This is a genomic window from Streptomyces sp. E-08, assembly GCF_049913095.1.
Lineage (GTDB): Bacteria > Actinomycetota > Actinomycetes > Streptomycetales > Streptomycetaceae > Streptomyces.
Genome location: NZ_CP183971.1, coordinates 8,394,353 through 8,408,558, shown reverse-complemented (window position 1 = coordinate 8,408,558; position 14,206 = coordinate 8,394,353). Strand labels below are relative to the sequence as shown.

Here is a 14,206-nt window from a genome sequence, read left to right as displayed (position 1 = left end):
CACCATGACCGATACCGCCGTCACTCCCCCGAGTGAGCGGGCGGTGCGCAAGGCCACACCCGGAGAGGCACGCACACCACGCCGCTCCGGGCGTCGCCGCATCGCACTGCCGTACCTGCTGCTCCTGCCCGCCCTGCTCCTCGAACTGCTCGTCCACCTCGTCCCGATGCTCATGGGCATCACCATGAGCTTCAGGGAACTCACCCAGTTCTACATCCGGAACTGGTCGGAGGCGCCCTGGTCCGGCCTGGACAACTACACCGTCGCGATCGACTTCGACGCCCCCGTCGGCCAGGCCCTCCTCAAGTCCTTCGTGACGACCTGCGGCTTCACCGTCCTGTCCGTGGGCCTGTGCTGGCTCCTCGGAACAGCCGCCGCGATCTTCCTCCAGGAGAACTTCCGGGGCCGCGGCTTCCTCCGCACGCTGTTCCTCGTCCCGTACGCCCTGCCGGTCTACGCCGCCGTCATCACCTGGTCCTTCATGTTCCAGCGCGACAACGGCCTCATCAACCACGTCCTCCACGACCAGCTCGGCATCGGCGACAGCCCCGCCTTCTGGCTCATCGGGGACAACAGTTTCTGGGCCCTGCTCGTCGTCTCCGTGTGGAAGGGCTGGCCGTTCGCCTTCCTCACCGTCATGGCCGGACTGCAGAACATCCCCCGGGACATGTACGAGGCGGCCGCCCTCGACGGGGCCGGCGTGTGGAAGCAGATCCGGCACATCACCCTGCCTTCGCTGCGCTCCGTCAACCAGGTCCTCGTGCTCGTCCTCTTCCTCTGGACGTTCAACGACTTCAACACGGCGTTCGTGCTCTTCGGCAAGGCGGCGCCCGAGGCGGCCGACCTGATCTCCCTCCACATCTACCAGTCGTCCTTCCAGACGTGGAACTTCGGCACGGGCTCGGCCATGTCCGTACTGCTGCTGCTGTTCCTCCTCGTCGTCACGGGCGTCTACCTCCTGCTCACCAGCCGCGGAAGGAAGACCTCCGATGTCTGAGCACGCATCCCGGCGCACGGCACCGCGCTCGTCCACGGCGGCACGGCGCTCCCCCATGGCGGCGCCCCGCTCGTTCCTGTGGACGCGGCGGATCTTCCTCACCCTGCTCACCGCCTTCGTGGTGCTGCCGGTGTACGTCATGGTCTCCAGCTCCCTCAAGCCGCTGGAGGACGTGTCGGGGAAGTTCGAGTGGATCCCCTCCGGGCTCACGCTCCGCCCGTACGTCGACATCTGGGAGACCGTCCCGCTCGCCGACTACTTCGTGAACTCGATCGTCGTCGCGGGCTCGGCCACGGTCTTCTCGGTCGCCGTCGCGATCTTCGCCGCGTACGCCGTCAGCCGCTACACCTTCCGCGGCAAGCGGGTCTTCACCGTGACGGTCCTGTCCACGCAGATGTTCCCCGGCATCCTCTTCCTGCTGCCGCTCTTCCTCATCTACGTCAACATCGGCAACGCCACCGGCATCGCCCTCTTCGGCTCGCGCGAAGGCCTGATCCTCACCTATCTGACCTTCTCGCTGCCGTTCTCCATCTGGATGCTGACCGGCTACTTCGACTCGATCCCGCGCGAACTCGACGAGGCGGCCAAGGTCGACGGCTGCGGTCCGATCAGCGCGCTGCTGCGCGTCATCGTCCCGGCCGCGTCCCCCGGCATCATCGCCGTCGCCGTCTACGCCTTCATGACCGCCTGGGGCGAGGTCCTCTTCGCCTCCGTCATGACCAACGACACCACCCGCACCCTCGCCGTCGGTCTCCAGGGGTACGCCACCCAGAACGACGTGTACTGGAACCAGGTGATGGCCGCCTCCCTCGTGGTCAGCGTCCCCGTCGTCGTCGGCTTCCTGCTCCTCCAGCGCTACCTCGTCGCCGGCCTCACCGCAGGTGCGGTCAAGTGACGCCCCTCTCCACACCCATCACGAAGAGGTTTCCCGTGTCCGAATCCACCGACTCCCGCAGCACGCTCGACCTGGAGGCCTTCCCGCCGGACTTCGCCTGGGGCACGGCGACCTCCGCCTACCAGATCGAGGGCGCCGTCGCCGAGGACGGCCGCGCCCCCTCCATCTGGGACACCTTCTCCCGCGTTCCCGGCGCGATCGACAACGGCGACCACGGCGACACCGCCTGCGACCACTACCACCGCTGGCCCGAGGACATCGCCCTGATGAAGGGACTCGGCACCGACGCGTACCGGCTCTCCGTCGCCTGGCCGCGCGTCGTCCCCGGCGGCGACGGACCCGTCAACGCGGCCGGGCTCGATTTCTACGACCGGCTCGTCGACGGCCTCCTCGACGCGGGCATCACCCCGTCCGTCACGCTCTACCACTGGGACCTGCCGCAGGCCCTCCAGGACCGGGTGCGGGACAGCCACGGCGGCTGGACCGAGCGGGCCACCGCCGAGCACCTCGCCTCTTACGCCTCCGTCGTCGCGGAGCGCCTCGGCGACCGGGTCACCCAGTGGGCGACGCTCAACGAACCGCTCTGCTCGGGCTGGATCGGCCACCTCGAAGGGCGGATGGCCCCGGGCCTGACCGACCTCACGGCCGCCGTCCGCGCTTCGTACCACCTGCTCCTCGGCCACGGCCTGGCCACCCAGGCCATCCGTGCCGCCGCCCCCGGTGCCCACGTCGGCCTGGTCACGAACCACTCCACGGTCACCCCGGCCTCCAGCCGGCCCGAGGACGTCGCCGCCGCGGCCCGTGCGGACGGCCACACCAACCGCTGGTGGCTCGACCCGGTGTACGGCCGCGGCTTCCCCACCGACATGCGCGAGCTGTACGGCGTCGAACTCCCTGAGAGGGCGGGCGACCTGGAGGTCATCGCCGCCCCGCTCGACTGGCACGGCCTGAACTACTACTTCCCGGTGACCGTCGCCGACGACCCCACGGGCCCCGTCCCGTACGCCCGCGAGGTCCGCCTCCCCGACGTGCCCCGCACCGGCATGGACTGGCAGATCGACGCCGGCGGCCTGGAGGCCTTCCTGCTGCGACTGACCGACGACTACGGCATCCGGAAGCTGTACGTCACCGAGAACGGCTCCGCGTTCCCCGACACCACTGGCCCCGACGGCGAGGTCCACGACCCGGAGCGCACGCGCTACCTGGAGGAGCACCTCGCCGCCTGCGCCCGCGCCGTGCGCAAGGGCGCCCCGCTCGCCGGGTACTACGCCTGGTCCCTGCTCGACAACTTCGAATGGGCCTACGGCTACGACAAGCGCTTCGGTCTCGTCCACGTCGACTACGCCACCCAGCGCAGGACCGTGAAGACGAGCGGACGCCGGTACGCGGACATCGTGCGCGCCCACCGCGAGACGACCGCGGGCTGACCGGAAGCCGCGGCGGGACCCCGTGGCGATCCTCCGGAGGGCCGCCCCGACACGGCGGTTTCTAGCGGTCGTTGCAACACGTGGTTGGTTGTCTAGGCCGCGAGCAGTTTATGCAGGCGCTCGGCTGGGGTTTCCCAGCCGAGCGTTTTGCGTGGGCGCCGGTTGAGCTGGTCTGCGACGGCGACGAGGTGTTCGGGGGTGTGGACGGACAGGTCGGTGCCCTTGGGGAAGTACTGCCGCAGCAGGCCGTTGGTGTTCTCGTTCGAGCCTCGCTGCCAGGGGCTGGCGGGGTCGCAGAAGTAGACCGGGATGTCGGTGACGAGCGTGAACTCGTGGTGGCGGGCCATCTCGCTGCCCTGGTCCCAGGTCAGGGACCGCGCGAGATGGGAGGGCAGGGTCTGGGCGGTGGCCGCCAGGGCGCCCAGGACGGCGTCGGCTCCGTGGTCGTTCGGCAGGTGCAGGAGCATCACGTAGCGGGTCGCGCGCTCCACGAGGGTGCCGATCGCGGACTTGCCGTCCTTGCCGATGATCAGGTCGCCCTCCCAGTGGCCGGGCACGGCCCGGTCATCCGCCTCGGCCGGACGATCGCTGATCATGACCATCGGGGTGGTGAAGCGGGGCTGGCGGCTGTTGGCCTGCCGCTGGGGCCTGCGGCGGGCCCGCCCGGAGCGCAGGGCGCCGGCGAGCTCACGCCGCAACTGTCCCCGGCCCTGGACGTAGAGCGCCTGGTAGACGGTCTCGTGGACCACGTGCATCTCCGGCCGGTCGGGGAACTTCTGCCGCAGAGCCTGGCATATCTGTTCCGGGCTCCACTTCTCGTCCAGCATCGCCTGGACGGCGTCCCGCAGCTCGCGGTTGCGGAGGATCTTGCGGGGTTTGGGGCGGGGCCGGCGGGAATCGGCGCGGGCCTGGGCCGCGTGCGGCCGGTAGTGCCAGCGGCCGCGGGTCCCCTCGGTCCGGTTGCGGCGGATCTCCCGGCTGACCGTGGACGGACTGCGGCCCAGCTCGGCGGCGATCGCCCGCACCGTGGCCTTCTCCCGCAGCCGGTCCGCGATATGGATCCGCTCGTCCTCACGCAGATACCGGGAAGCACGGGAAGGCGGCGCCACCATGCGCATCGGTGGTGCCGCCTTCTGCCGCCGGTCGGCGCTGCGGCCGTTGAGCCACTTCCGGCCGGTCCGTGCATCGATGCCGACGATCCGGCATGCCTCGGCGTTGCTGTGTCCCTGCTGCATGAGCCGGGAGTATGCCTCTCGCTCCCGGCTCAGCTTCACAGGTCCCTGGGCCGTCCGGATCTTGCGGATCTCGAAGTTCATCGCATCCCCTGAACTGGGGTGTTGCAACGACTCCTAGAACCCAAGCACCCACCGGGTCGGCCCTCCGGAGTCCTTCCCTCCACCCCTTCTCGTCCAGGAGCGTCCATGTCCGCCGGTGCCGTCCCGTCCCCTCCCCCAGGACCCGGCCAGGCCGACGAGGTCGTCGCCGAGCGGCTGCGGCACGTGCTCGGACCGGCGACGGTCGTCCGGGGTACCGCCCTCACCGGGGGCCTGTACAACTCCGCCCGGCTGCTCGAACTCGACGACGGGCGGCGCCTGGTGCTCAAGACCGCGCCCCCGGCGAACGCCCCCGCCCTCACCCACGAGCGGGGCCTCCTCGGCACCGAGGCGTTGTTCCACCGGCTCGCCGCCGGAACGGGTGCCCGGGTGCCCTCCGTCCTCCACCACGAACCGGCGGGTCCCCGTACTCCCGCGGAGTGGCTGCTGCTCACCCACCTCGACGGCACGACGTGGGAGGCGGCCCGCGACCGGCTCGCACCGGCCGATCACGCGGCACTGCGCCGTCGGCTGGGTGCGAGCCTCGCGCGGATCGCCACGGTCACCGGTGCGGCGTACGGGTACCCGCAGCCCGCCGCCGGGCTCTCCGCCCCCGACTGGCCCGCCGCGTTCACCGCCATGCTGCGCGCCGTCCTCGCCGACGCGCACCGGTTCGACGTCGCCCTGCCCGCCCCGGCCGGACTCCTCGCCGAGCTGCCCGTACGGTTCGGCCGCCGGCTCGCCGAGGTGCGCCGTCCCGCGCTTGTCCACTTCGACGCCTGGGCGGGCAACGTCGTCGTGGCCCGGACCGGAAGCGGACCGTGGCGGCTGAGCGGCCTGATCGACGGCGAACGCGCCTTCTTCGGCGATCCGGCGGCCGAACTCGTCGGACTCGATCCGCTGGGCGCCGCCGAGGACGACGCCGACCTCCTGGCCGGCTACCGATCCGTCGGCCCCGCCCTCAACCTCGACGCCGGTGCACGCGTCCGCCTCGCCCTCTACCGGGTCTACCTCGCCCTGGTGATGCGGGTGGAATCCGTCCCCCGCGCCTACGGCGGTGACGTCGCGACCTGGCTCGACACCTGGTCGGCGGAGCGCGTCAGGGAACAGCTCGCCCTGCTCGACGCCCTGGAGCCTTGAGGGACGGGGGCTCTCGACTCCAGCGCGTCAGGTGGACTCCCGTACGACGAGTACCGGCTCGAACACCTTCGCGCCGGGCTCGGACCGGGTTCCGTCGAGCTCCTCGACCAGGAGACCGGCCATCGCTGCCGCCATCCGTTCCACCGGCTGCCGCACGGTGGTCAGCTGAGGCTGTGCCTTCCGTGCGGCCACCGAGTCGTCGAAGCCGACGACGGCCACCGTGCCGGGGACGGCCACGCCCTGCTCGCGCAGGTACGCGCAGGCGCCCTGGGCCATGAGGTCGTTGGCGGCGAACACGGCGTCGATCCCGGGGTGGTCCTTGAGGAGCCTGGCCATGGCACGGCGGCCGCTGTCCACCGTGAAACGGCCCCGGACGACGGGCACCGAGGTGACCCCGTGGGCCGCGAGGGCCTCCCGGAAGCCGTCGAGGCGTTCGCCCGCCGTGGGAGCTGTGACCGGTGCGGCGATGGTGGCCGGGGTGCGTCGGCCGGTGGCCCACAGGTGCTCGGCCGCGAGACGCGCGCCGGCGGCGTTGTCCAGGTCGACGAAGCCGCATCCCTCCCCGTCGCGGGGGCGGCCGAACAGCACCGTGGGCAGGCCCGCCGCCATCAGCATCGCCGGGAGCGGGTCGTCGTCGTCCAGTGGTACGACCAGGGCGCCGTCCGCGCCGCCCTGCCTGAGGTACTCGACGAGTTGGGTCCTGGCCTGCTCGGACTCGGCGACGAGCAGCACCGGCTGGATCGCGCGCCGGCGCAGCACCGGCAGGACGCCGTCCACCACCCGCCCGAAGAACGGATCGGAGAACACCCGGGCGGTGAAGGACCTGCCCGTGGCGGAGAGGACCAGGGCGACCGTGCCGGTGCGGCGCGTCACGAGGGAGCGGGCGGCCTGGTTGGGCGTGTAGCCGATGCGGGCGATGGCCTCGCGCACGCTCCGCTGGATGTCGGGAGCCACGTTGCGCACGCCGTTGACGACGCGGGACACCGTCGCGCGCGACACCCCCGCCTCCCGTGCGACGTCTTCCAGAGTCGGTGCTCGATTCCCCACCCACGCACCTTAACGGTGCCGTGTGTCCGGTGGGAGGACGGTCCGCGGCCGGACCGGTCCTCGGCGTCGACCTTCAAGGTCGACACTTAATGAAAGTCAAAAGAAAAGCCATGTCGTATGCCTTGACCGTCAACTCGCCCTGCGGGCAAGGTTCGGGAGAGCGCTCTCCCACATTCCCCCCTGTATCCAGAGGAGACCCCCATGCATTCCGTCGGGTCCCCGCCGGTCCTCCGGCGCCCCCCTTCGGCCGTCCGACGGGCCACCGTCGGCGCACTCGTCTCGTCGCTGGCCGGCGGCCTGCTCGCCCTGGCCCCCGCCACGACGGCACACGCCGCACCCACCCTGCTCTCACAGGGCAGGCCGGCCACCGCCTCCTCCACGGAAGGGGCCTCCTTCTCGGCGGGCGCCGCCGTCGACGGCGACCTCACCGGAACCCGCTGGGCCAGCTCCTGGCAGGACGCCCAGTGGATCCAGGTCGACCTCGGCAGCAGCGCCACGCTCAGCCACGCCGTCCTCACCTGGGAAGCCGCCTACGGCAAGAGCTACGACATCCAGGCCTCCGAGAACGGCACCGACTGGCGGACCGTCACCTCCGTCACCGGCGGCGACGGAGGCACCGACGACGTCACACTCTCCGGAACCGGCCGGTACATCCGTATGAACGGCCTCACCCGGGCCACCGGATACGGCTTCTCCCTCTGGGAGTTCCAGGTCTACGGCACCACCGGCGGCACCGGCCCGACCCTGCCCGGCGGCGGCGACCTCGGCCCCAACGTGCACGTCGTCGACCCGTCCACCCCGGGCATCCAGGCCAAGCTGGACCAGGTCTTCCAGGAGCAGGAGTCGGCCCAGTTCGGCACCGGGCGGCACGCCTTCCTCCTCAAGCCCGGCACGTACAACGGCCTCAACGCCCAGATCGGCTTCTACACCCAGATCGCCGGCCTCGGACTGCGCCCCGACGACACCACCATCAACGGCGACGTGACCGTCGACGCGGGCTGGTTCAACGGCAACGCCACCCAGAACTTCTGGCGCGGCGCCGAGAACCTGGCCGTCGCCCCGGTCAACGGCACCGACCGCTGGGCCGTCTCGCAGGCCTCCTCGTTCCGCCGCATGCACGTCAAGGGCGGCCTCAACCTCGCTCCCGACGGCTACGGCTGGGCCAGCGGCGGCTACATCGCCGACTCCAAGATCGACGGCCAGATCGGCAACTACTCACAGCAGCAGTGGTACACCCGGGACAGCTCCATCGGCGGCTGGTCCAACAGCGTCTGGAACCAGGTCTTCTCGGGGGTCGAGGGCGCTCCGGCCACCTCCTTCCCGGAGCCGCGCTACACCACCCTCGACACCACCCCCGTCTCCCGCGAGAAGCCCTTCCTCTACCTGGACGGCAACGCGTACAAGGTGTTCGCGCCCGCCAAGCGCACGAACGCCCGCGGCACCAGCTGGGCCAACGGCACCCCGCAGGGCGAGTCCATCCCCCTGAGCCAGTTCTACGTCGTCAAGCCGGGCGCCACCGCCGCCACGATCAACCAGGCGCTCGCTCAGGGCCTGCACCTGCTCTTCACCCCGGGCGTGTACCACGTCGACCAGACCATCAACGTGAACCGCGCGAACACCATCGTGCTCGGCCTCGGCCTCGCCACGATCATCCCCGACAACGGCGTCACCGCGATGAAGGTCGCCGACGTCGACGGCGTCCGGCTCGCCGGCTTCCTGATCGACGCGGGCCCGGTCAACTCCCCGGTCCTGCTGGAGATCGGCCCGCAGAACGCTGCCGCGGACCACGCCGCAAACCCCACCACCGTGCAGGACGTGTACGTCCGCATCGGCGGGGCCGGCGCCGGCAAGGCGACCACCAGCATCGTCGTGAACAGTGACGACGCGATCATCGACCACACCTGGGTCTGGCGCGCCGACCACGGCGAGGGCGTCGGCTGGGAGACCAACCGGGCCGACTACGGCGTCCGCGTCAACGGCGACGACGTGCTCGCCACCGGCCTGTTCGTCGAGCACTTCAACAAGTACGACGTCGAGTGGTACGGCGAGCGCGGACGCACCATCTTCTTCCAGAACGAGAAGTCGTACGACGCGCCCAACCAGGCCGCCGTCCAGAACGGCTCGACGAAGGGGTACGCCGCCTACCGGGTCGACGACTCGGTGAACACCCACGAGGGCTGGGGCCTCGGCAGCTACTGCTACTACAACGTGGACCCGACGATCCGCCAGGACCACGGCTTCAAGGCCCCCGTCAAGCCCGGCGTGAAGTTCCACAGCCTGCTCACCGTGTCGCTCGGCGGCAACGGTCAGTTCAACCACGTCATCAACGACACCGGAGCGCCCACCGAAGGCACCTCCACCGTGCCCTCCACCGTCGTCAACTTCCCCTGACGGTCCGCCGGGGCGCGCCCTCGCACCGGCGCGTCCCGGCCCTCCCCACCCCTTCCGGGCGGCGCCCAGTCCCCGCCGCGCCGCCCGGAAGGTGATCCCCCCTCCCGTCCTCCGTCCAGGAGCCGCCATGACCGCGACCCCCACCCCACCCACCGCACGAAGGCGCGCCCGCGCCCTCACGACCGGCTCACTCGTCTCCCTCGGTGCCCTTCTGGCCACCTCCACCACGATGCTCACCGCGGCGCCCGCCACCGCCGCCGAGACCCTCCTCTCCCAGGGGAGGACCGCCACCGCCTCCTCGACGGAGGGCGCCGCCTGGGCCGCCTCCGCCGCGGTCGACGGCGACCTCACCGGCACGCGCTGGGCGAGCCAGTGGAGCGACGCCCAGTGGATCCAGGTCGACCTGGGCAGCAGCGCGAACATCAGCCGGATCGTCCTGAACTGGGAGGGCGCCTACGGCAAGGCGTACGACATCCAGCTGTCCGACAACGGCAGCGACTGGCGCACCGTCAAGTCCGTGACCGCGGGCGACGGGGGCACCGACGAGCTCGCGGTCACCGGCACCGGCCGCTACGTCCGGCTCCAGGGCATCACCCGGGGCACCGGCTACGGCTACTCCCTGTGGGAGTTCCGGGTCTACGGCGGCGGGTCCGCGCCACCCGAGCCCGGCGGCGCCGTGCGCGTCAGCGGGACGCAGGGCAACTGGCAGCTGACGGTGGACGGGCAGCCGTACACCGTCAAGGGCGTCACCTGGGGCCCCGCGATGGCCGACGCCCCCCGCTACATGCCGGACGGGAGGTCGATGGGCGTCAACACCGTCCGCACCTGGGGCACGGACGCCGGTACGAAGCCCCTGCTCGACGCGGCGGCCGCCAACGGCGTCAAGGTGATCAACGGCTTCTGGCTCCAGCCGGGCGGCGGCCCGGGCTCCGGCGGCTGCGTCAACTACGTGACGGACACGGCGTACAAGGACAACGCGCTCAGCGAGTTCGCGAAATGGGTCGACACCTACAAGTCCCATCCGGCCACGCTCATGTGGAACGTCGGCAACGAGTCCGTCCTCGGTCTGCAGAACTGCTACGCCGGCACCGAGCTGGAGGCCCAGCGCAACGCGTACACGACCTTCGTCAACGACGTCGCCAGGAGGATCCACTCGATCGACCCGGACCACCCCGTCACCTCCACGGACGCCTGGACCGGCGCCTGGCCCTACTACAAGCGCAACGCACCGGACCTCGACCTGTACTCGATGAACGCGTACGGCGACATCTGCGGGGTCCGTGAGGACTGGGTGGAGGGCGGATACACCAAGCCGTACATCATCACCGAGACCGGGCCCGCCGGCGAGTGGGAGGCCCCCAAGGACGCCAACGGCGTCCCCGACGAGCCCACCGACGTCCAGAAGGCCGACGGGTACACCAAGGCCTGGAACTGCGTCACCGGCCACCAGGGCGTCGCCCTCGGCGCGACCGTCTTCCACTACGGCGTCGAGCACGACTTCGGCGGCGTCTGGTTCAACCTCCTCCCCGACGGCCTGAAGCGCCTCTCGTACTACGCCCTCAAGAAGGCGTACACCGGCTCCGTCGCGGGCGACAACACCCCGCCGGTCATCAGCGGCATGACGGTCACTCCGGCCGGATCCGCCCCGGCCGGAGGCGAGTTCACCGTCCACGCCGAGGTCCGCGACCCCGACGGCGACCCCGTCACCACCAAGATCTACCTCAGCGGCAACTACGCCAACGGTGACAAGCGCCTGATCGACGCGCAGTACCGCTCCCTCGGCAACGGCACCTTCGCCGTCACCGCGCCCGAGAAGCTCGGTGTGTGGAAGGTGTACGTGCAGGCCGAGGACGGACGCGGCAACGCCGGCATCGAGACGAAGTCCGTCAAGGTCGTCGCCCCGCCGGTCGCCGGTACCGACATCGCCCGGGGCAGGCCCACCACCGCCTCCTCCTTCCAGGCCTCCTACGGCGACTGCCCCTGCCCCGCCGCCAACGCCACCGACGGCAACACGACCACGCGCTGGGCCAGCGACTGGAGCGACCCGCAGTGGATCCGGGTCGACCTCGGCTCGGTCCGCTCGTTCAACCGGCTCCAGCTGGTCTGGGACCCGGCCTACGCCCGCGCCTACGAGGTCCAGGTGTCCGACGACGGCGACACCTGGCGGACCATCCACACCACCACCAGCGGCAACGGCGACGTCGACAGCATCGAGACCGGTGCCACCGCACGGTACGTCCGGCTCCAGCTCACCGCGCGCGGCACCGGCTGGGGCTACTCGCTCCACGATCTCGGCATCTACAGCTGACCCCCTCCCCGAGGAGAACGAGGAGACCACGATGAGAATCCGCGGCAGGACCCTGTCCGCCTTACTGCTCGCCGCCGCCCTGGGCGCCTCCGCCCTGACCGTCGGCACCTACAGCGCCGCCGCCGAAGGCCCGACCCCGACCCGGGTCACCGGTGCCTCCACCAGGGCGCACGTCATGGCCGGCTCCACCGGGGCGCACGTCATGGGCGGCTCCACCGGGGCGCACGTCATGGGCGCCTCCGCCCTCCCGTCGGCCGACGACGCCGACGGAGACGGGTACATCCCGGCCGTCCCGCAGGTCACCGGGGTGACGCCGTCCGACCGGACGCCGGCCCCCGCGTACCACCGCGAGTTCCAGGCCAACTGCTCCGTCACGCACACCGCGCCGGACGACCCGATCGTCTATCCCGGCCAGCCGGGCGCCTCGCACGACCACACCTTCATGGGCAACACGTCCACGAACGCCCACTCCACCACCGCCTCTCTGAGCGGCGGGGCCACCACCTGCAACGCGCCGGCCGACTCCTCGGCGTACTGGATGCCCTCGCTGTTCAAGGGCGACCAGAAGATCCTGCCCACCGGCCCCCAGGTCATCTACTACAAGTCGGGCGTCACCGACTACACGAGCGTGCGTCCCTTCCCCAAGGGGCTGCGGTTCGTCGTCGGCAGCCCGACGCAGAGCGCCCAGGAGTTCCGCGCCCACAAGGGCTTCGTCGAGGGCTGGGAGTGCGGTGACAGCTTCTTCAACGTCGACTTCCCGGCGAGCTGTCCGAGCCGGCCGGACGTCCAGCTGAACATCCGCTTCCAGGCGCCCAGCTGCTGGAACGGCCTGTACCTCGACACCCCCGACCACAAGAGCCACATGGCCTACCCGGTGGTCAAGCCCGGCACCAACGACAACATGTGCCCGGCCTCCCACCCGGTCGCCCTGCCGATGATCGAGTTCAAGATGGCCTTCCCGGTCAACGGCGACATGTCGCAGGTCCGGCTCTCCAGCGGCCGCGGCTACTCCTTCCACTACGACTTCTTCAACGCGTGGGAGGAGCCCACCCTCAAGGCCCTGGTGGACCACTGCATCAACGGCGGCCTCCAGTGCGACACGCGCGGCTACGACCAGAACCACCCGGAGCGCGGCGCGGTCCTGAACGCGGACCACCGCCTGCCCTGACCCTCCCCGCCCCCTGGCACGGCCCGGACGCCCCGACGGCGCCCGGGCCGTGCCCACGTCCCCCTCCCCCTCAGCCACCAGGAGCACCCATGACCGCCCACCACGACGCGCTCATCGACCGGCTGCCCCCGCACTTCCGCTTCGGCGCCGCCACCTCCGCCTTCCAGATCGAGGGGGCCGCCGACGAGGACGGCCGCACACCGTCCATCTGGGACACCTTCTGCCGGGTCCCCGGGGCCGTCGACAACGGCGACACCGGCGACATCGCCTGCGACCACTACCACCGCATGCCCGAGGACGTCGCACTGCTCGCCGGTCTCGGCCTCGACACGTACCGGTTCTCCGTCTCGTGGCCGCGCGTCCAGCCCGGCGGGCGTGGTACGGCCAACCCTGCGGGGATCGGCTTCTACGACCGGCTGGTCGACGAGCTCCTCGCCCGCGGCGTCACCCCCTGGCTCACCCTCTACCACTGGGACCTGCCCCAGGAGCTCCAGGACGCCGGCGGCTGGCCCGCCCGCGACACCGCCCACCGCTTCGCCGACTACGCCGCACTCGTCCACGAGCGCCTCGGCGACCGCGTCGCCCACTGGACCACCCTCAACGAACCCTTCTGCTCGGCCGTGCTCGGCCACGTCGAAGGCGTCCACGCCCCCGGGGGCCGCTCCTTCGCCGACGGGGTACGTGCCGTCCACCACCTGCACCTCGCCCACGGCCTGGCGGTCCAGCGCCTGCGCTCCGCGGCCCGGCGCCCCCTCGACCTCGCCGTCACCCATCTGCTCGGCACCAGCGGGCCCGCCACGGACACCCCTGCGGACCACGAGGCCGCCCGCCGCGCCGACGCCCTCGGGTTCCGCTTCTACCTCGACCCGATCCTGCGCGGCCGGTACCCGGAGGACCTCGTCGCCGACCTCGCCGTACGGGGCGTCGAGATCCCGGTCGCAGACGGTGATCTGGAGATCATCTCCACTCCCATCGACACCCTGGGGGTGAACTACTACCGGTCGATGCGCACCTCGGGAGTGGACGAGAAGGGCGCCACCACCGACGCGCGCGGCCTCCCCGTCACCCGGAACCTGCCGCACGGAGGGCTCCCGGTCACCGGGCTCGGCTGGGAGGTGATGCCGCACGACCTCACCGCCCTGCTGCTGCGCATCGCGCACGACCACCCGGGGACACCGATGGTGGTCACCGAGAGCGGCGCGGCGTACGAGGACGTTCCCGACGCCCACGACTTCGTCGACGACTCCGAGCGCACCGCCTACCTCGCGGCCCACCTCGCCGCCGTGGCCGAGGCCCGCTCCGGCGGCGCGGACGTCCGGGGCTACTTCGCCTGGTCGCTCCTGGACAACTTCGAGTGGGCGTACGGCTACGACAAGCGCTTCGGTCTCGTGCGCGTGGACTACGCCACGCAGACCCGTACGCCCAAGCGCAGCGCCCTGTGGCTGCGCGACACGGCCCGACGCGTGCGCACCGCAGCCGTGCGCGGCTGACGCGGTCGCCCGGGCGCCACGAGCGGTCCC

Annotated in this window: 10 protein-coding genes; 8 read left to right on the top strand and 2 right to left on the bottom strand. The window is 71.2% G+C overall.

Annotation, left to right across the window (positions count from 1 at the left end):
* Positions 1-4: 4 nt before the first annotated feature.
* From ACN9MM_RS38505 to ACN9MM_RS38495, 3 genes are read left to right on the top strand one after another with little or no spacing between them, the layout of a single operon-like run.
* The gene (locus ACN9MM_RS38505; RefSeq protein WP_426368483.1) at positions 5-997 is read left to right on the top strand and encodes a carbohydrate ABC transporter permease; all 993 of its coding nucleotides are present in this window, start codon (positions 5-7) and stop codon (positions 995-997) included.
* Positions 998-1,052: 55 nt separating this feature from the next.
* Positions 1,053-1,892, top strand: coding sequence for a carbohydrate ABC transporter permease (locus ACN9MM_RS38500; RefSeq protein ID WP_382860019.1), 840 nt, complete (start codon positions 1,053-1,055; stop codon positions 1,890-1,892).
* 35 nt (positions 1,893-1,927) lie between these two features.
* The gene (locus ACN9MM_RS38495; RefSeq protein ID WP_426368482.1) at positions 1,928-3,319 is read left to right on the top strand and encodes a GH1 family beta-glucosidase; all 1,392 of its coding nucleotides are present in this window, start codon (positions 1,928-1,930) and stop codon (positions 3,317-3,319) included.
* A 92-nt stretch (positions 3,320-3,411) separates the two neighbouring features.
* Here ACN9MM_RS38495 and ACN9MM_RS38490 read toward each other — a convergent pair whose 3' ends face one another.
* A complete protein-coding gene (locus ACN9MM_RS38490) occupies positions 3,412-4,635 on the bottom strand; it encodes an IS30 family transposase (protein WP_426363000.1) in 1,224 nt (407 codons plus the stop codon).
* Positions 4,636-4,740: 105 nt separating this feature from the next.
* Here ACN9MM_RS38490 and ACN9MM_RS38485 point away from each other — a divergent pair, with 105 nt between their 5' ends.
* Positions 4,741-5,772 (top strand): phosphotransferase family protein, encoded by a 1,032-nt coding sequence (locus ACN9MM_RS38485; protein WP_426368481.1) that lies wholly within the window; start codon positions 4,741-4,743, stop codon positions 5,770-5,772.
* A gap of 27 nt (positions 5,773-5,799) precedes the next feature.
* Here the strand turns inward: ACN9MM_RS38485 and ACN9MM_RS38480 are convergent, their stop codons facing one another.
* A complete protein-coding gene (locus ACN9MM_RS38480; RefSeq protein ID WP_426368480.1) occupies positions 5,800-6,819 on the bottom strand; it encodes a LacI family DNA-binding transcriptional regulator in 1,020 nt (339 codons plus the stop codon).
* Positions 6,820-7,020: 201 nt separating this feature from the next.
* On the opposite strand from ACN9MM_RS38480, the gene ACN9MM_RS38475 reads away from it, so the two are divergent.
* The 4 genes from ACN9MM_RS38475 to ACN9MM_RS38460 all read left to right on the top strand — a co-directional run bounded on the left by ACN9MM_RS38475 (position 7,021) and on the right by ACN9MM_RS38460 (position 14,176).
* A complete protein-coding gene (locus ACN9MM_RS38475; protein WP_426368479.1) occupies positions 7,021-9,210 on the top strand; it encodes a discoidin domain-containing protein in 2,190 nt (729 codons plus the stop codon).
* 127 nt (positions 9,211-9,337) lie between these two features.
* On the top strand, positions 9,338-11,518 hold the full coding sequence (locus ACN9MM_RS38470; protein WP_426368478.1) for a discoidin domain-containing protein: 2,181 nt from the start codon (positions 9,338-9,340) through the stop codon (positions 11,516-11,518).
* 31 nt (positions 11,519-11,549) lie between these two features.
* On the top strand, positions 11,550-12,686 hold the full coding sequence (locus ACN9MM_RS38465; protein WP_426368477.1) for a DUF1996 domain-containing protein: 1,137 nt from the start codon (positions 11,550-11,552) through the stop codon (positions 12,684-12,686).
* An 89-nt stretch (positions 12,687-12,775) separates the two neighbouring features.
* Positions 12,776-14,176 (top strand): GH1 family beta-glucosidase, encoded by a 1,401-nt coding sequence (locus tag ACN9MM_RS38460; protein ID WP_426368476.1) that lies wholly within the window; start codon positions 12,776-12,778, stop codon positions 14,174-14,176.
* Positions 14,177-14,206 lie beyond the last annotated feature (30 nt).

Bases quoted from the DNA above. Each gene is read 5' to 3' on its own strand.
- ACN9MM_RS38485 (WP_426368481.1), top strand. From the start codon at position 4,741: ATGTCCGCCGGTGCCGTCCCGTCCCCTCCCCCAGGACCCGGCCAGGCC.
- ACN9MM_RS38500 (WP_382860019.1), top strand. From the start codon at position 1,053: ATGGCGGCGCCCCGCTCGTTCCTGTGGACGCGGCGGATCTTCCTCACC.
- ACN9MM_RS38470 (WP_426368478.1), top strand. From the start codon at position 9,338: ATGACCGCGACCCCCACCCCACCCACCGCACGAAGGCGCGCCCGCGCC.
- ACN9MM_RS38460 (WP_426368476.1), top strand. From the start codon at position 12,776: ATGACCGCCCACCACGACGCGCTCATCGACCGGCTGCCCCCGCACTTC.
- ACN9MM_RS38505 (WP_426368483.1), top strand. From the start codon at position 5: ATGACCGATACCGCCGTCACTCCCCCGAGTGAGCGGGCGGTGCGCAAG.
- ACN9MM_RS38465 (WP_426368477.1), top strand. From the start codon at position 11,550: ATGAGAATCCGCGGCAGGACCCTGTCCGCCTTACTGCTCGCCGCCGCC.
- ACN9MM_RS38490 (WP_426363000.1), bottom strand. From the start codon at position 4,635: ATGAACTTCGAGATCCGCAAGATCCGGACGGCCCAGGGACCTGTGAAG.
- ACN9MM_RS38475 (WP_426368479.1), top strand. From the start codon at position 7,021: ATGCATTCCGTCGGGTCCCCGCCGGTCCTCCGGCGCCCCCCTTCGGCC.